This window comes from Pseudoalteromonas sp. 5Ae-yellow, assembly GCF_014077565.1.
GTDB lineage: Bacteria > Pseudomonadota > Gammaproteobacteria > Enterobacterales > Alteromonadaceae > Pseudoalteromonas.
The window spans coordinates 1-20819 of the sequence record NZ_JACGWD010000059.1; the positions used below are offsets into that span (position 1 = coordinate 1).

The 20819-nt window shown below is 38.7% G+C and carries 19 protein-coding genes; 15 read left to right on the plus strand and 4 right to left on the minus strand.

Annotation, left to right across the window (positions count from 1 at the left end):
- Nucleotides 1-604: 604 nt before the first annotated feature.
- Nucleotides 605-1846 carry a malic enzyme-like NAD(P)-binding protein gene (locus H4J63_RS14890; protein ID WP_182197321.1) on the plus strand — a complete coding sequence of 414 codons (1242 nt, stop codon included), beginning with the start codon at nt 605-607 and terminating at the stop codon, nt 1844-1846.
- 82 nt (nt 1847-1928) lie between these two features.
- Here H4J63_RS14890 and metJ read toward each other — a convergent pair whose 3' ends face one another.
- Nucleotides 1929-2249 carry a met regulon transcriptional regulator MetJ gene (gene metJ / locus H4J63_RS14895; protein WP_007586263.1) on the minus strand — a complete coding sequence of 107 codons (321 nt, stop codon included), beginning with the start codon at nt 2247-2249 and terminating at the stop codon, nt 1929-1931.
- A gap of 289 nt (nt 2250-2538) precedes the next feature.
- Between metJ and metB the strand changes: the two genes are divergently transcribed.
- The gene (gene metB, locus H4J63_RS14900; protein ID WP_182197322.1) at nt 2539-3786 is read left to right on the plus strand and encodes a cystathionine gamma-synthase; all 1248 of its coding nucleotides are present in this window, start codon (nt 2539-2541) and stop codon (nt 3784-3786) included.
- Between the two features lie 5 nt (nt 3787-3791).
- Nucleotides 3792-6137: a bifunctional aspartate kinase/homoserine dehydrogenase II gene (gene metL / locus H4J63_RS14905; RefSeq protein WP_182197324.1), complete on the plus strand. Its 2346-nt coding sequence runs from the start codon at nt 3792-3794 to the stop codon at nt 6135-6137.
- 64 nt (nt 6138-6201) lie between these two features.
- Here the strand turns inward: metL and H4J63_RS14910 are convergent, their stop codons facing one another.
- The gene (locus H4J63_RS14910; protein ID WP_182197325.1) at nt 6202-8694 is read right to left on the minus strand and encodes a penicillin-binding protein 1A; all 2493 of its coding nucleotides are present in this window, start codon (nt 8692-8694) and stop codon (nt 6202-6204) included.
- Between the two features lie 130 nt (nt 8695-8824).
- Between H4J63_RS14910 and H4J63_RS14915 the strand changes: the two genes are divergently transcribed.
- The 9 genes from H4J63_RS14915 (at nt 8825) to H4J63_RS14955 (ending at nt 17743) form a co-directional block, all read left to right on the plus strand.
- Complete coding sequence (locus H4J63_RS14915; RefSeq protein WP_182197327.1) at nt 8825-9904, plus strand: pilus assembly protein PilM; 1080 nt, start codon at nt 8825-8827, stop codon at nt 9902-9904.
- Nucleotides 9892-10464: a PilN domain-containing protein gene (locus tag H4J63_RS14920; protein ID WP_182197328.1), complete on the plus strand. Its 573-nt coding sequence runs from the start codon at nt 9892-9894 to the stop codon at nt 10462-10464. Before H4J63_RS14915 ends, H4J63_RS14920 begins: the two co-directional genes overlap by 13 nt.
- A complete protein-coding gene (locus tag H4J63_RS14925; RefSeq protein ID WP_182197330.1) occupies nt 10454-11059 on the plus strand; it encodes a type 4a pilus biogenesis protein PilO in 606 nt (201 codons plus the stop codon). Before H4J63_RS14920 ends, H4J63_RS14925 begins: the two co-directional genes overlap by 11 nt.
- On the plus strand, nt 11056-11595 hold the full coding sequence (locus H4J63_RS14930) for a pilus assembly protein PilP (protein WP_182197332.1): 540 nt from the start codon (nt 11056-11058) through the stop codon (nt 11593-11595). The genes H4J63_RS14925 and H4J63_RS14930 overlap by 4 nt, the downstream gene beginning before the upstream one ends.
- Nucleotides 11582-13687 carry a type IV pilus secretin PilQ gene (locus H4J63_RS14935; protein WP_010553794.1) on the plus strand — a complete coding sequence of 702 codons (2106 nt, stop codon included), beginning with the start codon at nt 11582-11584 and terminating at the stop codon, nt 13685-13687. The genes H4J63_RS14930 and H4J63_RS14935 overlap by 14 nt, the downstream gene beginning before the upstream one ends.
- Before the next feature lie 184 nt (nt 13688-13871).
- A complete protein-coding gene (aroK, locus tag H4J63_RS14940) occupies nt 13872-14390 on the plus strand; it encodes a shikimate kinase AroK (protein ID WP_004589350.1) in 519 nt (172 codons plus the stop codon).
- A gap of 27 nt (nt 14391-14417) precedes the next feature.
- Nucleotides 14418-15488, plus strand: a complete 1071-nt coding sequence (gene aroB, locus H4J63_RS14945; protein WP_007586276.1) for a 3-dehydroquinate synthase — start codon at nt 14418-14420, stop codon at nt 15486-15488.
- Nucleotides 15489-16832: an AAA family ATPase gene (locus H4J63_RS14950; protein ID WP_182197333.1), complete on the plus strand. Its 1344-nt coding sequence runs from the start codon at nt 15489-15491 to the stop codon at nt 16830-16832. It abuts the gene before it with no gap.
- 53 nt (nt 16833-16885) lie between these two features.
- Nucleotides 16886-17743 carry a Dam family site-specific DNA-(adenine-N6)-methyltransferase gene (locus H4J63_RS14955; protein WP_007586285.1) on the plus strand — a complete coding sequence of 286 codons (858 nt, stop codon included), beginning with the start codon at nt 16886-16888 and terminating at the stop codon, nt 17741-17743.
- Here the strand turns inward: H4J63_RS14955 and H4J63_RS14960 are convergent.
- Nucleotides 17700-17885 (minus strand): DUF2970 domain-containing protein, encoded by a 186-nt coding sequence (locus tag H4J63_RS14960; protein WP_081709141.1) that lies wholly within the window; start codon nt 17883-17885, stop codon nt 17700-17702. The genes H4J63_RS14955 and H4J63_RS14960 overlap by 44 nt on opposite strands.
- Nucleotides 17886-17888: 3 nt before the next feature.
- Nucleotides 17889-18191 (minus strand): hypothetical protein, encoded by a 303-nt coding sequence (locus H4J63_RS14965; protein ID WP_182197335.1) that lies wholly within the window; start codon nt 18189-18191, stop codon nt 17889-17891.
- A 161-nt stretch (nt 18192-18352) separates the two neighbouring features.
- Here H4J63_RS14965 and rpe point away from each other — a divergent pair, with 161 nt between their 5' ends.
- The 3 genes from rpe to trpS are packed head-to-tail and all read left to right on the plus strand — an operon-like array spanning nt 18353 to nt 20738.
- Nucleotides 18353-19036: a ribulose-phosphate 3-epimerase gene (gene rpe, locus H4J63_RS14970; protein ID WP_182197337.1), complete on the plus strand. Its 684-nt coding sequence runs from the start codon at nt 18353-18355 to the stop codon at nt 19034-19036.
- On the plus strand, nt 19036-19701 hold the full coding sequence (locus H4J63_RS14975) for a phosphoglycolate phosphatase (RefSeq protein ID WP_182197339.1): 666 nt from the start codon (nt 19036-19038) through the stop codon (nt 19699-19701). Before rpe ends, H4J63_RS14975 begins: the two co-directional genes overlap by 1 nt.
- Before the next feature lie 32 nt (nt 19702-19733).
- Complete coding sequence (trpS, locus tag H4J63_RS14980; RefSeq protein WP_182197341.1) at nt 19734-20738, plus strand: tryptophan--tRNA ligase; 1005 nt, start codon at nt 19734-19736, stop codon at nt 20736-20738.
- Nucleotides 20739-20819 lie beyond the last annotated feature (81 nt).

Consider the following 20819-nt stretch of genomic DNA (forward strand, 5'->3'; position numbering starts at 1 on the left):
ATGGCTTGCTCAATCGGCGTTTAGAAAATAAGCCGAAGGGATAGAAGAATACAGGAGCCGTATACGAGGCCCGTACGTACGGTTCTGTGAGAGGGATGAGGCAAAAGCCTCACCCTACTCGATGTGCCTAAAATTTGTTGTTTATTATCTTATTTCGCTGACTTTAGCTATATCCCTCTTTGCATAACTATTTCCTATTCTTATTCTGAGTATGCATAAACCTTTACAGACAAATCGATAGATATTCTCTATATTTTAAATAGTACAATTTTTAACTAGGTTGATAAAAGTAGCTAACGTGGGCTTATCTGTTTTTAAAGTAGAGTAGTAGGCAGTTATTTAAGTTTATGGTGATACTTTATACATACATTTTTTTAATATTTCACTAGGCATAAAAGCACCTTAAAACTTACTTTTTAGGTGAATTTTTATTTATTAAATGTTTATATAATCCTGCAAAGTTACTGAAAAACCTCTTAAAATTAAAGGATATAGTATATAACAGGATAGACCTGATATTGCTTGGAATTTAAAAATAATAAGGGTATCGTACCCCAAGACTCCACCTCTCACTTTAACTTAAATTGCAGGATACCATCGCGTTATGTCTGACTTTCGTGAACAAGCACTACATTATCACTCACACCCCGTACCTGGTAAAATTAGCATTGAGCTAACAAAGCCCGCTGAAACAGTTCAAGACTTAGCCCTAGCTTATAGCCCAGGCGTTGCCGAACCTGTACGTGAAATTGCTGCAGATCCTGCAAATGCATATAAATATACCGGTAAAGGTAATATGGTTGCGGTTATCACTAATGGTACTGCAATTCTCGGACTTGGTAATTTAGGCCCTTTAGCATCTAAACCTGTAATGGAAGGTAAAGCGTTATTGTTTAAACGTTTCGCTGGCCTTGATTCAATTGATATTGAAGTTAAGCACCGTACGACAGAAGACTTTATTAATACGGTTGCCAATATTGCCGATACATTCGGTGGTATTAACCTTGAAGATATTAAAGCACCAGAGTGTTTTGAAATTGAAAAAGCATTAATAGAGCGTTGTAGCACTCCTGTTTTTCATGATGATCAACACGGAACTGCGATTGTAACTGCTGCGGGCATGTTAAATGCGCTAGAAGTACAAGGTAAGTCAATTGAAGATGCAATTATTGTATGTTTAGGAGCTGGCGCTGCCGCTGTTGCGTGTATGGAGCTGTTAATTAAGTGCGGAGCACTGCGCGAACACATTTACATGCTTGACCGCAAAGGTGTTATTCATACCCGCCGCGATGATTTAAATGAATATAAACAGCTTTTTGCTAACAATACAGATAAGCGTACATTGCAAGATGTAATTGCAGATGCTGATGTGTTTGTAGGTGTTTCTGGCCCTAACTTATTAGCGGCTGAAGATTTAAAGCTAATGGCTGAAAAACCAGTTGTGTTTGCATGTTCAAACCCAGATCCTGAGATTGATCCTGCACTTGCGCACGGCGCACGTAACGATTTAATTATGGCAACAGGGCGCTCTGATTACCCTAATCAGGTTAACAATGTTTTATGTTTCCCGTTTATTTTCCGTGGTGCGCTTGATGTGCGTGCAAGCGCTATTAACGATGAAATGAAAATTGCTGCAGTTGAGGCTATCCGTAGTATTGCTAAAGAGCCTGTACCTGCAGAAGTTTTAAAAGCAGCAGGCGTAGATAAATTAGAATTTGGTGCACAGTATATTATTCCAAAACCAATGGACCCTCGTTTACTGCCGCGTATAGCAAGAGCTGTTGCCCTAGCTGCTGTTGAGTCAGGTGTTGCGCAAATTGATTTGCCAGAAAATTATATGCAGTAAATCTATACAGTAGAGCTATGCAATAAAATTTAGACATAAAAAAACCTCAGTAATTACTGAGGTTTTTTTGTCTTTGTAGTATTTATTCTTCGTTTAAAACGGGCACTTCTAGACCCATTTCTTGCATTATTTTTTTAACTTCTTCTGGCACTTTTTCGGCGTTATCTTTACGTAAGTCATCGTCATTTGGTAAAGGTTGGCCAGTAAAAGCATGCAAAAATGCCTCACATAGCAATTCACTATTTGTAGCATGGCGAAGGTTATTGATTTGACGACGTGTACGTTCGTCAGTTAATACCTTTAATACATTTAGCGGGATCGAAACGGTGATCTTTTTAACTTGCTCTGATTTTTTACCGTGTTCTGCGTATGGGTGAATATACTCACCATTCCATTTAGCCATAAGATGTATCGTTGCCTCAGATTATTAATTTCTCACACGGTATAAAAAGCGTGTAAATATGCGTGAAATTCTATCGATTTAAAAAAGATAGTCAAATAATAGATACCGATCTATCTTAATAAGCCTATTGTGAGTGTAAAGATAAGCACACTTTTGTGAGCTAAAATGTGGTATTCGCAGAGGCTCCTTCTACTTTTAGCCATCTAGAGCTTTAAAATACTTTGACTTATCAAAACGGATAACTTACTCTTTTGGACGTCTAAACATCCAAATTAATCAGGTGACGAATATGAGCGAAAAAAACAAAGCAACCATTGCTGTACGTAACGGCGTTGATGCTGATAAACATCATGGTGCGGTGGTACCGCCAATTTATTTATCGACTACTTATTCGTTTGCCGACTTTGATACTAAGCGTGAGTATGATTATGGTCGTAGCGGTAATCCTAATCGTGATATTTTAGCTGAGACGCTTGCTAAGCTTGAAGGTGGCGCTCGTGGCATAATTTCAGCTACAGGCATGGCTGCCGTGCATTTAGCTACTCAGCTACTTAATAGTGACGATACGTTAGTAATTCCGCATGATTGTTATGGTGGCAGCTATCGTTTATTTACATCTTTACAAAAACGCGGGCTACTAAAGCTCAAAATATTAGATTTAACAAAAGAAGAAAGCCTTCAACAAATTTTAGTAATTAAACCTAAGCTTATTTGGATAGAAACCCCAAGTAACCCAGTACTTCGTTTAACAGATATTAAAGCGGTTACCGATGTGGCTAAGCAATGCGGAGCTTTGGTTGCCGCAGATAACACGTTTTTGTCGCCGGCTTTACAAAACCCTATTAAATTTGGTGTAGATATTGTGGTGCATTCAACCACTAAATACATTAACGGACACTCAGATGTAGTAGGCGGCGCTGTTATTGCCGCAACACAAGAGTTAGGCGATGAGCTTGCTTGGTGGGCTAATAACATTGGTATTACGGGTGCGCCTTTTGATAGCTATTTAACGCTTCGTGGTTTACGTACTTTAAATGTGCGCCTAAGGCAGCATCAAGAAAATGCACTGGCAATAGCTAAGTACCTTGGAAGCTCTGAATATGTAAGCCAAGTTTACTACCCAGGTCTTGAGTCACATCCTCAACATGAGCTGGCTAAAGCACAGCAACTTGGTTTTGGTGGCATGGTTAGTTTTGATATTAAAGGCGATATAAACGACGCTGCGGCATTTTTAACTAGCCTTAAAACGTTTAGTTTAGCTGAGTCATTAGGTGGCGTAGAGAGCTTAATTTGTCACCCTGCAACTATGACGCACGCAGGTATGGAGGCAACAGCACGTTTAGAGGCGGGTGTGGGCGATACGCTTATTCGTATTTCGGTAGGTATTGAAGATATACACGATTTAGTCGCTGATTTTGAACGAGTGTTTGAACTTGTAAAACCAGGGCAAAATAAAAATGTTGGCCGTGTAGGCAAAGGAGCAGGCACTCCTGGTGGTAACGTTAAATTAAGTGCAGCCCGTCCGGCGCTTTGGTGATTAATATGGTCAATTGTGTACATAAATTTGGTGGTTCAAGCTTAAGCTCTAGTGAGCGCTATCAAAGCGTAGCTAAAATAATTATTGGGCATACTCAGACGGGCGACTGTGTTGTGGTGTCTGCTGCAGGTAAAACTACAGATACACTTGTGTCGTTGTGGCAAAGTTATCAGCAGCAAGACACGCAAGCTGTCGCTGATATTTTACTGCAGTTAAATAACCATCAAAGTGATTTAATAGAGCAGCTATTAGAAGCCGATTTAAAACGAAGTGCACTTAAAACACTAAGTATCGAACTTAGCTATATTGCAGAACTTGCTCAAGCTGAGCAGCTAAAAGAGGCTGCATTACTTGCACATGGCGAACTGTGGTCAGCACGTTTACTCGCTACTTATTTACAGCAGCTAAATATTGAGGCATGCGCTCAAGATGCACGTACTCTTTTTATCTTAAATGATGGCGAATTAATGCATGCGCAAAATGCGCAGCAATGTGGGCAGTTAATTTTGCCTAATAAAATAAATGTTGTTACTGGGTTTATTGCCGCAGATATCAAAGGCGAGACTGTAACACTTGGCCGAAATGGGAGTGACTACAGTGCAACACTACTTGCAAATTATTGCAATGCTAAGCAAGTATGTATTTGGACTGATACACAGGGGGTGTATAGCACTGATCCTCGCAAGGTACAAAAAGCGATTAAATACGGCAAAATTTGCCGTGGGCAGGCTAATTTATTAGCTCGTTTGGGTAACCCTGTATTACATGCAAAAACACTATCGCCTCTTAAAAACACAGATATTAAGCTAGCTGTTCGCAGTAGTTTTGACGTACAAGCAAGTCCAACAGATATAGTAAAAGAAGGTTCAGCGAAGAAAAAGCGCTTTATAACCACGTTGCAAAATGTTGACCTATTAATGGTTGAAGGATTAAGTGAAGGCGAGGTTGCAAGTGTTAGTCAGCTTATTCAGCATAGCCTTCATCACTTTAACCATAATGGTGAAGTGTATTTAGTAGTACCTGCAGCACAAACTTATCTGGTTATTAATTATTTTGCGGGTAGGGCAAATATTAGCGAGTCAAATTTAAACGGTTGTGCAATTGTAGCGCCTGAGCAAGACGTTAATACATTAAGCTTACAAGCATTAGATTTATTAAAACTCCACAGCATAAAACCTCGTTTTGTCCATCAAGATACTGGCTATGCTTTATTGCTTACCGATCAATTTATAGATAGTGATATACAAAGTGACTTACACGATAAGCTAATTAATAAAGGCCAAGAAATCGCAGTTATAGTTGCGGGGCTTGGTAACGTTGGCGACGTTTTCATTAAACAGTTATCGGCACAATTTGAGCGTTTATCGGATGACTTTAGTATTAAATTAGTCGGTCTAATTCGCTCTAAAAAAATGCTGTTTAATGCAAGTGGTATTAATACACAGCAATGGAAAACTCAATGGCAGCATGAGGCAAATAGCTATCAATCTGCAGATTTACTGAATGCTATAAATGAGCTCGATTACGAGCATAAAATTGTAATTGATATTACCGCAAGTGAACAATTTAGCTTGTTATATCCAGACTTTGTAGATAGAAACTGTCATTTGATTAGTGCTAATAAATACGCTGGAACAGCACCGACTACTTGGTATAAAGCACTTCGTAGTAATATTACAGAACGTAATTTACATTGGCGATATAACACCAGTGTAGGCGCTGGCTTACCTATTAACTTTGCTTTGGCTGATTTGCAAAATAGTGGCGATAAAATAACACGTATAGAAGGTGTTTTCTCAGGCACGCTTTCGTGGCTATGCAGTAAATATGATGGAACAAGGCCATTTTCTGAGTTGCTACTGGAAGCTCAGAAAATGGGAGTCACAGAGCCAGACCCTCGCGAAGATTTATCTGGGCGAGATATGCAGCGTAAGCTACTTATTTTAGCCCGAGAGCTAGGTGTTGAGCTTGAACTTGACGATATTAGCTTATCGGCATTGATGCCAGATGAGCTTGCGCTGGGAAGTTGGGATGACTTTTTAAATAAAAAAGCACAGCTAGACGCGTTCATCGAAGAGCATGCAGTGACAGCAAAGTCTAAAAATTCAGTACTTAGATATACGGGCTTGTTAGAAATCACACAAGGTGAAGTAATTGCTAAAGTGGGAATAGCGTATGTGCCTAATGGCGATGCGTTAGCAAACCTTACACCTGGCGATAATATTTTTGTAATTAATAGCAAATTGTATAGCGATAATGCATTAGTGATTCAGGGGCCAGGAGCGGGTAGGGAAGTGACCGCTGCGGGTGTGCACTCTGATTTATATTGGCTTGTTCAAAACTTAAAATAAACCTTTGGTTTAAACAAAAACGGCAGCTTAAATAAGCTGCCGTTTTTGTATTACATACATATTACTAAAATAGCTCTTCTTCTGTTTTAGTGTCTTCTTCAAATATATCGCTAGGCTGAGATAGCACATACTTTGTAGGTGCGGTGCCTTTTTCAAAATATTCAAATCGACTCGTGTAGTCATTTTTATGGCTTAATAAACCAGTAGCTAAATCAATACGAATAGAAACAAGTCCCTCAGGCGGCTCAATTGGGGCTTCAGGCTTGCCTTCAAGTGCCGCTTTCATAAATTCAACCCAAGCTGGCTGCGCGGTTTTAGCGCCAGATTCCGCACCTGATATTTGGCTGCTATCTAGGTTGTTATTATACGTAGAGCGACCAAGAGCGTTGCCCGGGTTATCAAAACCAACCCAAACTGAGGTCATCACATTACTATTAAAACCGCTAAACCAGGTATCTACTGAGTCATTAGTTGTGCCTGTTTTACCTGAAATGTCGCGACGATCTAGCGCTTGTGCTCGCCAACCGGTTCCACTCCAACCTGTTTTATGAGCCCAGCTACCACCCCCCCAAATTGCACTATTCATAGCATCAGCAATTAAAAATGCATTTTGCTTAGAAATAATTCTCGGCGCACATTTTTTCGTTTGCTCCATTTCATCATCACTATTATGCATTGAGAGTGCATTGTGTGTTGGCAAAGGCTCTTCGTCACAGGCAAGAGCAGGGTTTGCTTTAAACAATACATTGCCGTAAGCGTCTTGAATTTCTGAGATAAAGTAAGGTTCAATTAAATGACCACCATTGGCAAATGTACTCATGCCTCGGGCAAGTTCAAGCGGAGTAATAGAAGCACTACCAAGTGCTAGCGATTCACTGCGGTTAATGTCAGCATTTTTAAAGCCGAATTTTAGTAAATGATCGGCTGTACGTTGTAATCCAACGCCGCGTAGTAAACGTACCGAAATAACGTTTTTAGATTGCGCTAGAGCACGGCGAATTCGAATAGGGCCGTTGTAAACAGCAGGGCTGTTTTTAGGACGCCATGCCACGCCTTGGCTCTTATCCCATTGGTTTATAGGTGCATCGTTTAATATAGACGCAAGCGTGTAACCTTTTTCAAGTGCTGCTGAGTATATAAAAGGCTTTATATTAGAGCCAACTTGACGCTTAGCTTGTATCGCTCGGTTGTATTGACTTTGCTCAAAGCTGTAACCCCCTACAATAGCTTTTATTCTACCGTCTTGTGGATCGAGGGATACAATAGCGCTTGATGCTTCTGGTATTTGGCTTAATAAGTAGCTGTTATCTTCATTTTGACGTACCCATATTTGCATACCTGGCGTTAAAATATCAGTAGCTGCTTTTGGAGCAAAACTTTGGCGGTAACGAGTAATATATTTACGCGCCCATTTTAAGTTATCCCAAGTAAGAGTTGTGCGCTCGCCACTTTTAAGTAATACCGACGCTGTTTTATCATTAACACTAAGCACGGCTGCTGCTTTCAAAGTACCCAACTCATTTACGCTTTGTAATTTATTGAGTATTTGTTGCTCAGTTAAAGCAGGTTGTGTTTCAGGGTCCCATAAAACATCTGTTGGTCCTCTAAAACCATGGCGCATATCGTAATTATGTAAGTTGTTTACAAGTGCGTTTTGCGCTGCTTTTTGAACTTTAGACTCTACCGAGGTGAAAATTTTAAAACCTGAGTTGTAGGCTTTATCTACCCCATAGCGCGAGACCATTTCAGCGCGCACCATTTCAGAAATATACGGGGCGTATAAATTTATTTCAGCACCATGAAAATAAGCGGTGATAGGTTGGCTCGTTGCTTCGTTATATTCTTCTTGAGTAATATAATTTTCAGTTAATAAACGCCCTAAAACAACATTTCGGCGTGCTTTTGCACGCGTTGGGTTACGAATTGGGTTTAAAGCTGAAGGGGCCTTCGGTAAACCTGCAATCATCGCCATTTGTGCAAGTGTTAAATCTTTTAACTCCTTACCGTAATAAACTTGTGCTGCAGCACCAATACCAAAAGCGCGATTACCTAATTCTATTTTATTAAGGTAAAGCTCTAAAATTTCGTCTTTTGTTAATACACCTTCAATATGTAGCGCTATAAATATTTCTTTAACTTTACGAATATATGCTTTTTCGCGAGTTAAAAAGAAATTACGAGCAAGCTGCATAGTAATAGTACTTGCGCCTTGTTTTTTCTCGCCGGTAGATATAAGAACAATAGCCGAACGTACAATACCTATAGGATCTATGCCTATATGATCGTAAAATCGATTATCTTCTGTCGCTAAAAATGCATTAATGAGGGTTTGAGGAATTTCATCAATAGTCACTGGAATACGACGCTTTTCACCAAATTGATTGATTAAAAGCCCATCTTTTGTGAATACTTGCATAGGAGTTTGTAATTGCACGTCTTTTAAAACTTGCACACTGGGGATATCAGGTTTAACGTAATAATAAAGACTGACCAAAGTGATCAGACCAATTAACACACAAATGATAAAAAATTGTAAAGTTCGTTTTAATAAAATCACTTATATTTCCCTAAATGGACTCCCAATTGCGAGTTTTGACTGCTAGTATATATTGATTAAAAAATGAATAATATTTTTTCAGATAAAAATTATAACTTGTTTATTATTAAAACAAAGGCCAAGTTGAAACATGCTAAGTCAACTATTTCAAAAACCGTCCCCGATGATGGTAGGAATTGATATTGGATCGCACTCTATCAAAGCGGTGCTTTTACGTGAAATTGAAACTGGATTTCGACTAGAAGCACTTGCAATTGAGCCGATGCCAAAAGGTGCGATGAGTGAGCGCACAATCCAAGATATTGAAGCGATTGGTAACGTTATTACAAAATTAAGAAAAAAATTACCGAAGTCGTTAAAATCTGCTGCAGTGGCTGTTTCTGGCCAAACAGTTATTACAAAAGTGATCTTCATGGATGTATCGTTAACAGATGCTGAACTTGAATCGCAAATTGAAATTGAAGCTGATAGTTTAATCCCTTACCCGCTTGATGAAGTGAGCCTCGATTTTGAGAAGCTTTCGACGAATGAGGCCGATCCTAGCAAAATGAATGTTTTGCTTTCGGCTGCTCGTACTGAGAGTGTTGAAGCACGGGTGGGCGCTTTAGAAGCCGCAAATTTAGAAGCCAAAATAGTAGATGTAGAAAGCTACGCATTGAGCCGTGCTATGGACGTTTACTATCAACAATTACCTAGCGATGCATTTAATAAGTGTGTGGCTGTGGTCGATATTGGCGCAGTTTTAATGCTTGTAAGTGTTGTGCAAGCTGGGGAAACCATTTATACCCGTGACCAAGTTTTTGGTGGCGATCAATATACAAATAGTATTGTTGCTTATTATAATAAAGGCTTTGATGAAGCCGAAATAGGCAAAACATCAGGTGATTTACCGCCAAACTATACCTTTGAAGTATTAGCCCCTTTTCAAACTTCGTTACTTCAACAAGTTCGCAGAGCTGTGCAAATGTTTTTAACAACCAGCGGTAAAGAGCAAATAGATTATATTGTATTAACGGGCGGTACATCGATGATAAAAGGTATCGACCGATTGCTCATCGAAGAACTCGGTATTCACTCTGTCGTTGCTGAGCCTTTTGAGAGTATGGAAATTTCCCCTAAAGTAGATCGTAATGTGATGCAGCGTCACAAAACTCAGTTTGCAATTGCGACTGGGTTGGCATTAAGGAGTTTTTCAACATGCCATATATAAATCTACTGCCTTGGCGCGAATTACAACGCGAAGAATCGAAAAAGAAATTTGTAACTATACTTGTTGGTGTCGTTATAATTTGTTTTGCGAGTATGTATTTATTGAGCTCTTTTTATGGTGCTTTAAAAGATGGGCAAAACTTAAAGAATAACTATTTAAGCTCAGAAATTAGCATGTTAGATAAAAAAATAAGTGAAATAAGAAGCTTAGATAAAAGAAAAGAAAACTTACAGCAGCGTATGAGGCTTATTGAAGAATTACAAAGTAGTCGTAACCTGGGTACGCAAATAATGGATGAAGTTGCCAAAATAGTGCCCGGTGGCGTTTATTTAACAAAACTCGAGCGCAGAGGCAGCCAAATACATGTATTGGGACGCAGTGAATCTAATAACCGTTTATCAACAATGCTGCGCCAAGTACAAGGCTCATATTTACTAGAGAATCCTTCAATGCAAGGCATTGTTGCAGGCGATCAATCTTCGCGTTTACTTAGTGATTTTAATATGGAATTTTATGTAAAACCATTTGATAAAATTGGTGAGGTTAGCGATGCGCCTTGATTTTAAAGCACTGAGTGAAATTGATTGGAATGAAATAGAGCTCGATAACATTGGCGATTGGCCTATTGCAGTTAAAGCAATTTGCTGTACGTTTGTTGCCGGACTTGTATTGTTTTTTAGTTACAGCCTATTAGTTTCTGATGAAATTGATAGTTACCATAGTGCGGTTGCTAAAGAAGTTGAATTACGTACTACTTATCGTACTAAGTATGCTGTAGCGAGTAAGCTTGAAATCTATCGTCAACAAATGGTTGAAATGGAAGATAAGTTTTCACAGCTATTAAAACGTCTACCTACTTCAAACGAAACTCCTGGTTTACTTGATGATTTGTCGTATGTTGGGACAACGAGTGGCCTGACTTTTTTAAAAATAGGTTGGTTGCCAGAGGTTGAAAAAGAATTTTATACCGAGCTGCCGATTAAAATTGAAGTGATCGGTACCTATCATGAGTTTGGTGAGTTTGTTGGTAAAGTGGCTCAGTTACCACGAATTGTAAGCCTGCATGATTTTTCTATTTTATCATCGGGCGATAAACAGTTAACATTCAGTGTTGTTGCAAAAACATATCGTTATGAAGAAGGGGTTAAAAAATGAAACTCCTTCGCGTAGTACCTTTAGCAATAGCGTTTGTTTTAGCTGGTTGTAATGATGATACGTCTGAGCAAAAAGAATTCATTGATCAAGTTAAGGCAAGTACAACACCAAAGGTTGAATCAATTCCTGAGCTTACAAAGTTTGAAATATTTGAATATAGTGCAGGGCAGCTACGTAGTCCATTTGTAGCGCCCCAGCCTGAAATAATTCAAAATAAATTAACGCAAGTAAAAAACTGTTTGCACCCAGATCAAGAGCGTCGTCGCGAACCATTAGAGAAATACCCGCTAGATAACTTAGCAATGAAAGGCACAATTGGTTCTAGTGGACAAATATGGGCATTAATAACAGCAGCAGATGACACTTTACACCGCGTAACGTTAGGGAATTACCTTGGTAGTTATGATGGAAAAGTAAAAACAGTAAGCAATGATTATATAGAATTAGTGGAATTAATCCCTGATGGGTCTGGTTGTTGGAAAGAGCGCCTGACTAAATTAGAAATGTTAGAGGCGGCAACAGATGGCGCAAATTAATAATAAAAAAGGTAAAAATAGCATGTATAAGGACGTACTTTGGCTTCATCGTATTTCACGAGTATTATTGGTTGCTGTTGCTTTAGTCACTGTAAATACAGCCATTGCAGGGCCATTACTATATGATGTTCGTTATAACCCATTACTTAAAGGCGAGACTGAATTACAGCTTGTTTTTGATGAAGAGTTAACGCTTGAGCCAAAAGTTCAGGTGTTTAATAGCCCAGCCAGAATCGAAATGTTTTTTGATACTGCAGAGTTAGAGGTTGGTTTAAATGATGTTGCAGTTAATCAAGCTGGGATTAGCAATGTAACTAATGTTCTAACTGATAGTGGTTTAAAAGTAACAGTAAACCTAGATAGATTAAAAATTTATGAAACCGAAGTTCATAATAATTTAGTATCAATACGCGTATCGGACAACCCACTTACAGAATCTGAAAACGAAGATGTAGTGATGGATTCAGGTGATGTAAGTGGAAATTATATTAATCGTATTCAGTCAATTGATTTCAGACGTGGTGAAAAGGGCGAAGCTAAAGTACTCGTATTTTTACAAGACACTCAAGCTGCAATTGAAGTACATGAGAGCGGCGGAAAAATTTATGCAGACTTCCATCATACTGATATTTTAGATGACTTACTTTATGAGCTGGATGTATTAGATTTTGGTACTGTTGTAAGTAATATTGAGACTTTTAAAGAAGATGGATTAAGTCGTGTTGTTATTGAGCCAAACGCTCAGTTTACATTTACGTACCAGCAAATAGATAATATTTTAACGCTGACGGTAGAAAAAGATGAAACGCAAAACGCCTATTTAGACGGTGGCGTTGAGTACCAAGGTCGCCCTATGACCTTAAATTTTCAAGATATCTCTGTGCGTGCAGCACTACAAATTATTGCGGGTTATAACGATTTTAACTTAGTAACCAGTGATTCAGTGACAGGTAATATAACACTGCGCTTAGATGGCGTACCGTGGGATCAAGCGCTTGACGTAGTATTGCGTATTAAAGGGCTAGACAAACGAATGGATGGCTCTATTTTAATGGTAGCGCCTGCAGAGGAGCTTGCGGCACGTGAAGCTAAGGATTTAAAAGCTAAACAGCAAGTTGAAGACTTAGAACCACTCTATAGTGAATACATTCGATTAAACTATGCTAAAGCCGAAAATTTTGCTGACTTATTAAAAACAGATAGGAACAGTATTATAACTGCCCGTGGTAGTGTATCGGTTGATCAGCGTACAAATACTTTATTAGTGAAAGATACTGTTAAGAGTATAGAAAACATTCGCCGGATGATAGAAACACTCGATATTCCGGTACAGCAGGTTGTAATCGAATCTCGAATGGTAACTGTGCGCGATAACGTTACTGAAGACTTAGGCGTACGCTGGGGCTTTAGTGATCAAGGCAGTAGTGTTGGTATTTCTGGCTCCCTTGAAGGCGCTGAAGGTATTTATAATGCGACATCAACTTCAAATGCGCCAAGTATTTCAGATCGATTAAATGTAAATTTACCAATTTCTAATCCTGCGGCCAGTATTGGTTTGCACATAGCAAAATTGGCTAACGGTACATTAATTGATTTAGAGCTAAGTGCGCTTGAAGAAGAGAATAAAGGCGAAATTATTGCTAGCCCGCGTATCATAGCGGCTAATCAGCAAAAAGCGCGAATCGAGCAAGGTACTGAAATCCCTTACACTGAGTCAGCTTCAAGTGGTGCTACTACTGTAAGCTTTAAAAAAGCGGTACTAAGCTTAGAAGTAACCCCTCATATCACACCTGATAATAAAGTAATTCTAGACTTAATTATTACTCAAGACACACGTGGTGATACTGTACAAACGGGAACAGGTGAAGCAGTGTCAATTGATACCCAAGAGATTCAAACTCAAGTGTTAGTTGAGAATGGACAAACCGTAGTACTCGGTGGTATTTTCCAGCAGCAGATCATTAATACTACGAGTAAAGTGCCAATTTTAGGTGACATTCCTTACGTAGGAAGACTATTTAAAACCACAAGTGAGTTTAATGAAAAGCGTGAATTACTTATTTTTGTGACACCAAAAATACAAATTGATTAAAATACAGTGGTTTTATGTTAACCAACGGGTGATTATTTAGATTAATTGCTCGTTATATGGCTTTTTATGCTAATTGACTTGAAATACCCCCGCAATTACTGAGATAATCCCCTCCTTAATTTTGGGGCCAGGTCGTTAGGCGGGGTTTTATTTCAAATTTTAGAGTTTGTTTGTACTAAAAGATATGGCTGAGAAACGTAATATATTTCTAGTTGGCCCCATGGGGGCTGGCAAAAGCACGATTGGTCGTCACATCGCTGACCAATTACACCTTGAATTTGTTGATTCTGATCAAGAAATCGAACGCCGCACAGGTGCAGATATTGCATGGGTGTTCGATCTTGAAGGTGAAGAAGGCTTTAGACTTCGAGAAGAGTCTGTTATTGGCGATTTAACCGAGATGCAAGGTATTGTACTTGCTACCGGTGGTGGTTCAGTAATGAGCAAAGAAGTTCGAAACAAGCTTTCTGCTCGAGGTATCGTTGTATACCTAGAGACACCTATAGAGAAGCAAGTTGCACGCACGCAACGCGACAAGCGTCGCCCATTACTGCAAACTGAAGAAGCACCTCGTAACGTACTAGAGCGCTTAGCAGAAGAACGCGAGCCACTATACAAAGAAGTTGCTGATTTTGTTGTACGTACCGATGAGCAAAGCGCTAAAGTTGTTGCTAACCAAATCATCGAGAAATTAGATTTTTAAAAACCAATAATAAAGGAATAGCCAAGCATGCTTAAATTAACTGTTAATTTGGACGAGCGAAGTTATCCTATTTATATTGGGCAATCTGCACTTCAAGATAATGGCCGCCTGGTTCACCACATTGGTGATTGTCGGCCTATCATCATTACTAATGACACAATAGCGCCTTTATATTTGCAAAGGTTACTTGATTCATTAGCTGATCTAAATCCGCTATCTTTTATTATTCCTGACGGTGAGCAATATAAATCACTAGAATGGTTTGAAAAAATATCAGCATTTTTACTACAAAATAACTGTGGCCGAGATACGTGTTTAATTGCGTTAGGTGGCGGTGTTGTAGGTGACCTAACTGGTTTTGTAGCGGCTTGTTATCAGCGCGGCGTACCGTTTATTCAAATACCAACGACAGTGCTTTCACAGGTTGATTCATCGGTAGGTGGAAAAACGGCAGTAAATCATCCGTTAGGTAAAAATATGATAGGGGCATTTTATCAGCCTCAAGCGGTTTTTATTGATACGCAAACATTACACACTCTACCTGCACGAGAGTTTGCAGCAGGTATGGCTGAGGTAATTAAGTATGGTCTGATTTACGATACCGAATTATTTGCCTATTTAGAGCGAAATGTGACTAATTTACAGCAACTAGATGAAGCATGCTTACAGCATATCATTTTTAGATGTTGTGAAATAAAAGCGCTTATAGTTGCTCAAGATGAAAAAGAACATGGCTTACGGGCTTTGTTAAACTTAGGCCATACATTTGCCCATGCAATTGAGGCACAGATGGGTTATGGCGTTTGGTTACACGGCGAAGCTGTTGCAACAGGAATGGTATTAGCAGCTAAACTTGCCAAGACACGCCAAGATTTAAGCGCAAGCGAAGTTGATAGAATTATTAAGCTGCTTGAGCTATATAATTTACCAACAGAAATTCCAAAGCAAATGACTAGCGAGCAGTTTTTAACGCATATGCGTAAAGACAAAAAGAATAAAAAAGGCACTATCCGCTTTATTCTACCTACCCAATTTGGCCAGTGTGCATTAGTTGATAATGTATCTGATGATCAAGTTAGAGACTTAATCGAGCAGTAAATGCAGTCACAAATTTTACCAAGCCGTGCGGCTTTGGTGGATAGAATCGCACTGCAATTTGAGTATGGGCAAAATTTAATTGTTTTACTTGGCACTTCTGGGCTAGGTAAAAGTTATATGCTCGAAACCTTCATTACAGATAAATACAACGACTTTAATAAAGCCTTCGTGCAAGTAAGTGCACAAATGACTGATGCTCAGCTAATGAGTGAGTTATTAGAGCAAAGCTTTAACTCTCCCCTGATTGATCATAACTTAAGTTTACCTGAAAACTATTACCAATTACTGCAGCAGCAACCATGCGGGCCATGTTTATGGGTACTTGATGGCGGTAGGCAATTATCTGATGAGATGTTAATTGAGCTTGAGTTACTTTCTAAAAACAGCCCAAATACGCTATATATTATAATAGCTTCACAGTCTAAACTGGCTTTAAATAACGCTGTTGAAATTTATTTGGAGCCACTAACGCTTCGAGAAAGCAAGATGTTATTGCAGTGGTACTTTACAGACCTACCCTATGATGAAGACCCTGTATTTAGTACTTTTTTAGCTGAGGCTCATGGTAATCCAAGCTTATTGCTTGCTTGGCAACCTAGTGAGCACATAGCCGATATTATTGTTAAAGACAAAATGTCTTGGCGATTACACTTATTGATTTTGATGTTGCTGATTATGCTTTTAATTATTGGTCTGCTTTATAAGTCGGATATGACGCAGTGGTGGCAACAGTATTATCAGCAAGAAGAAACACAAGTAATAAATACAGCAATATCTATAGAGCAAGTAAGTGAGCCGGCTATAAAGAAAAATGACTCAATAATTAACTTAAATGAACTTGAAGTAGTTGAGCCGGATATTAAGCCAGAGCGTGTACACATTAATGATGTACCTGCCATCATGCAAAGCCTTACCGAACCTGGCAACACAGTTAACGTATTAGACAATGATGTTGATGATAGTGCTAATAATAAAAGCAGTGTATCAAGTGACGTTAAATCTGAAGCTCTAAAAGTAAATACAGCAGAGCAAACCCAGAGTAGCCAAAATAATATATGGTACATGCAGCAAATAGATACAAATAGTGTTATTCAATTATTAGCCGTAACTCAGCAGGAGGTTAGCGATAATTTTATTGCTCAATTCAATCTACAGCAGCAAACTCATACTTACCAAACAAAGCGAAATAATAAAATATGGTGGGTTGTTACATTTGGCAGTTTTGAAAGTATAAACGAAGCAAAATCAGCAATGGATACTTTATCTGCTGAGGTTAGAAAAAATAAACCTTTCTATAAAAAAATTAGTAAAATAAAGCAAGAAATAGCACTCGTTGATCAGTAAAACACACTGCTTTAGTGTAAAATCGCGCAACACCAGATTGAAGTAAAGAGCCAATGCAGCAAAAGAGTAGAGCCTTCCTTAAATGGGCCGGCGGAAAATACAGCCTAGTTGAAAATATTAATGCGCGATTAAACCAAGCTAGCAAGCACGCTGATACGTTGGTTGAACCTTTTGTTGGTGCAGGCTCTGTGTTTTTAAATAGTGACTTTAAACACTATATTCTCAACGATATAAATGCAGACTTAATTAACTTATACAAAGAGCTGAAAAGCTCTCCAGATGAGCTGATTAGTGACGCTAAAAAGTTATTTGTAGATTTGAATAATCACGCAGATGCTTATTACGAATATCGTGTGCAGTTTAATCAAAGTCGTGATGTATATGAACGTTCAATATTGTTTTTATACATGAACCGCCATGGTTACAACGGACTCTGTAGGTATAATTTAAAAGGTATTTTTAATGTGCCTTTTGGTAAATATAAAAAGCCTTACTTTCCTGAAAAAGAAATGTATTTTTTTGCTGAAAAAGCACAAAAAGCAACCTTTACCTGTTTAGATTACGATGACGTTTTTAAGTTAGTGCCTAACAATGCAGTTATTTATTGCGACCCACCTTATGTACCATTAAGTAAAACCGCTTCTTTTACGTCTTACGCTAAAGGGGGGTTTAATTTAGATGATCAGGCTAATTTGGCTAATCTGGCTGAGAAGGCTGCCTTTGAAAATGATACACCAGTGCTTATCTCTAATCACGATACCGTATGGACTCGAAAAATTTATAGCCAAGCATCACTTGACCAAATTCAAGTAAAGCGCACTATTAGCCCCAAAGGTGGCTCTAGAAATAAAGTTGACGAGTTGATGGCTATGTATTTAGCACCCAAGCAACCACAGCGTAAATTGCGATAACAAAAGCAATAAATAGTACAATCGCAATTAGGATGATAGAGATAGGAGAGTGTTGTTTAAAATCGACTTGGCGTTTATTTTCAGATTGAACACCAAAAAATGCTGCTAGCACACTTTGCAACGCACTAAAAAATTGCAGCATTATTTAAAATAAAGGTTTTAAAGATGGAGTGTTTTTAGAATCATCAGGGCTAGTAAGTAGCTCTAGTAAATCGAGGTAATGAAACTGAGCACTACGGCTATCGCCAGTTAACCACGAAAACCACGATGACTCTTCTTCAGCTTTAATACACGTGATTGTAGTTAATGTGTTTTGAGCACTTACCACTTGTGTATTATGACAATTACCCACTGAGCTTAATTCTTGCTCAGAGCTTGAATCAAAGCTAAGCGCCCCGATAAGCAGTAATGCCGACGCAATTAATATCCCAGTTTTAAAAGCACGCATGATGAAATCCAATAATTTGTTACTTTTTTAATCATAGCAAATATTGATTAAATATCAAACTTAAAGTTACCTGAAATAGGGGCTATTACGCCATATTACTTGGGTAACATCTTCAATTAAGTTACATTAACGCAATACACTATTTATTGATGGAGTTAATCATGTTTAACCCAGAGCAAAAATATTTAATAGCCCCTTCTATTTTGTCTGCTGATTTTGCAAAACTAGGCGAAGATGTTGATAAAGTACTCGAAGCGGGCGCTGACGTGGTTCACTTTGATGTAATGGATAATCACTATGTACCTAATCTCACAATTGGTCCTATGGTGTGTAAAGCACTCAGAGATTACGGCATTACAGCACCTATCGACGTACATTTAATGGTTAAGCCTGTAGATAGTCTTATTCCATTGTTTGCAGAGGCTGGCGCATCAATTATTACTTTTCATCCAGAAGCCAGTGAGCACGTCGATCGTACAATACAGTTAATAAAAGATCACGGCTGTAAAGCAGGCTTAGTGTTTAACCCTGCTACAAGCTTAAGTTATTTAGATCATGTTATTGATAAGCTAGATACCATTTTACTTATGTCGGTTAACCCAGGTTTTGGCGGGCAAAGCTTTATCCCTCATACGCTTGAAAAATTACGCCAAGCTAAGCAACGCATTATTGAATCGGGTCGAGAAATTCGCTTAGAGGTTGATGGGGGTATTAAAGTCGATAATATTGCAGCAGCAGCACAAGCGGGTGCTGATATGTTTGTTGCAGGTTCAGCTATTTTTAATCAACCAGATTACAAGGTTGTGATTGATCAAATGCGTAAACAGCTTGGAAGTGTTAAGTAATGAAGTACGATGTCGCCTTATTTGATTTAGATGGTACCTTGGTTGATAGTGTTTACGACTTGTATATTGCTATTAATTTAACCTTGAGTGGTCTTGCTTTCCCTATTGTTAGCCAACGCTTGGTGGAAAGTTGGGTCGGTAATGGGGTTGAGGTCCTCGTTAAACGCGCTTTGAGTGGCGATATGCAAGTGAGTGAACATCTAGATGAGTCACTTAGTGGTAAAGCAATATTAGAGTTTTATAAGCACTATGAACAACAAGTTGGTGAGTATAGTGTTTTGTACCAACATGTAGAAACAGGGCTTGCAGCACTTCGTGGTATGCCTAAAGCATTAATCACTAATAAGTCTCGAATATTTACAGAAAAATTACTCGATAAACTGGCACTAACGAGTCATTTTGATGTGATTGTATGCGGTGACGACATGGCAAAAAAACCATCGCCAGAGCCATTGCTATTTGCCTGCAAAAAACTAAATGCTCAGCCTAATAAAGCAATAATGATAGGTGATTCTAAAAGCGATATACTTGCAGCTAAAGCCGCGAATATAGACGTAATTGCACTTAGTTATGGCTATAACCAAGGTGAAAATCTTGAGGATTATAATCCACAGTACCTATGCGATCACTTCTTAGATATAATACCTGTTCTAACGCAGCGTTAAATATTATTAATTAAGCCAAATAAAGGAAAATCATGAGTAAACCAGTAGTTTTAAGCGGCATTCAGCCAACCGGTGGTATGACAATAGGCAACTATGTTGGCGCTATTAACCAGTGGCTAAAGTTACAGGAAGACCACGAAAGTTTCTTTATGTTAGTAGACTTACACGCTATTACAGTTCGCCAAGAGCCTGAATTACTGCGCTCTCGAGTGTTGGATGGTATTGCTCTTTACGCGGCATGTGGGATTGACCCTGAAAAATCTGCTTTATTTGTACAATCACAAGTACCTGAGCACGCACAGTTAGCGTGGGTATTAAATTGTTACGCGCAAATGGGTGAGCTTAATCGAATGACTCAGTTTAAAGACAAGTCATCTAAGCATGCAAATAACGTAAACGTAGGCTTATTTTCATATCCGGTATTGCAAGCTGCGGATATTTTATTATATCAAGCTGATCAAGTACCCGTCGGTGAAGATCAAAAGCAACACTTAGAGCTGACTCGCGATATAGCAACACGCTTTAATAATTTATACGGCGACGTATTTAAATTACCAGAGCCGTACATTCCTGAGTTTGGTGCACGCGTAATGAGCTTGCAAGATCCACTTAAAAAGATGTCTAAGTCTGACGAAAACCCAAATGGTTACATCATGTTATTAGATGAGCCTAAACAAATTGTGAAGAAGCTTAAAAAAGCAGTAACTGATTCAGACGAACAAGCACGTATTTATTTTGATCGCACAGAAAAGCCGGGTGTATCAAACTTGCTTACTTTATTGAGTGTTGCAACTAAGCGCTCAATAGAAGACCTAGTGCCTGAGTATGAAGATAAAATGTATGGCCATTTAAAGAAAGATACAGCTGATGCAGTTGTAAACATGATTGAGCCAATTCAAGCTCGCTTCAAAGAGATCAGAGAAGATCAAAATCTACTTGATAGCATAATGAAATCAGGTGCTGAAAAAGCCAGCGTACGTGCCGAGAAAACATTAAAATCGGTATACGATGCGCTTGGTTTTATTCCTCGCGGGTAAGTTTATTAAAATAAAAAAATGCCGCTTGTTAGCGGCATTTTTTATATAATAATGATCAATAGAGTTACATTTTATGTAGAA

Excerpts from the sequence above, each read along its gene's own strand:
- H4J63_RS14890 (WP_182197321.1), top strand. The coding sequence starts at position 605 with ATGTCTGACTTTCGTGAACAAGCACTACATTATCACTCACACCCCGTA.
- metJ (WP_007586263.1), bottom strand. The coding sequence starts at position 2,249 with ATGGCTAAATGGAATGGTGAGTATATTCACCCATACGCAGAACACGGT.
- metB (WP_182197322.1), top strand. The coding sequence starts at position 2,539 with ATGAGCGAAAAAAACAAAGCAACCATTGCTGTACGTAACGGCGTTGAT.
- metL (WP_182197324.1), top strand. The coding sequence starts at position 3,792 with ATGGTCAATTGTGTACATAAATTTGGTGGTTCAAGCTTAAGCTCTAGT.
- H4J63_RS14915 (WP_182197327.1), top strand. The coding sequence starts at position 8,825 with ATGCTAAGTCAACTATTTCAAAAACCGTCCCCGATGATGGTAGGAATT.
- H4J63_RS14920 (WP_182197328.1), top strand. The coding sequence starts at position 9,892 with ATGCCATATATAAATCTACTGCCTTGGCGCGAATTACAACGCGAAGAA.
- H4J63_RS14925 (WP_182197330.1), top strand. The coding sequence starts at position 10,454 with ATGCGCCTTGATTTTAAAGCACTGAGTGAAATTGATTGGAATGAAATA.
- H4J63_RS14930 (WP_182197332.1), top strand. The coding sequence starts at position 11,056 with ATGAAACTCCTTCGCGTAGTACCTTTAGCAATAGCGTTTGTTTTAGCT.
- H4J63_RS14935 (WP_010553794.1), top strand. The coding sequence starts at position 11,582 with ATGGCGCAAATTAATAATAAAAAAGGTAAAAATAGCATGTATAAGGAC.
- aroK (WP_004589350.1), top strand. The coding sequence starts at position 13,872 with ATGGCTGAGAAACGTAATATATTTCTAGTTGGCCCCATGGGGGCTGGC.
- aroB (WP_007586276.1), top strand. The coding sequence starts at position 14,418 with ATGCTTAAATTAACTGTTAATTTGGACGAGCGAAGTTATCCTATTTAT.
- H4J63_RS14950 (WP_182197333.1), top strand. The coding sequence starts at position 15,489 with ATGCAGTCACAAATTTTACCAAGCCGTGCGGCTTTGGTGGATAGAATC.
- H4J63_RS14955 (WP_007586285.1), top strand. The coding sequence starts at position 16,886 with ATGCAGCAAAAGAGTAGAGCCTTCCTTAAATGGGCCGGCGGAAAATAC.
- H4J63_RS14960 (WP_081709141.1), bottom strand. The coding sequence starts at position 17,885 with ATGCTGCAATTTTTTAGTGCGTTGCAAAGTGTGCTAGCAGCATTTTTT.
- H4J63_RS14965 (WP_182197335.1), bottom strand. The coding sequence starts at position 18,191 with ATGCGTGCTTTTAAAACTGGGATATTAATTGCGTCGGCATTACTGCTT.
- rpe (WP_182197337.1), top strand. The coding sequence starts at position 18,353 with ATGTTTAACCCAGAGCAAAAATATTTAATAGCCCCTTCTATTTTGTCT.
- H4J63_RS14975 (WP_182197339.1), top strand. The coding sequence starts at position 19,036 with ATGAAGTACGATGTCGCCTTATTTGATTTAGATGGTACCTTGGTTGAT.
- trpS (WP_182197341.1), top strand. The coding sequence starts at position 19,734 with ATGAGTAAACCAGTAGTTTTAAGCGGCATTCAGCCAACCGGTGGTATG.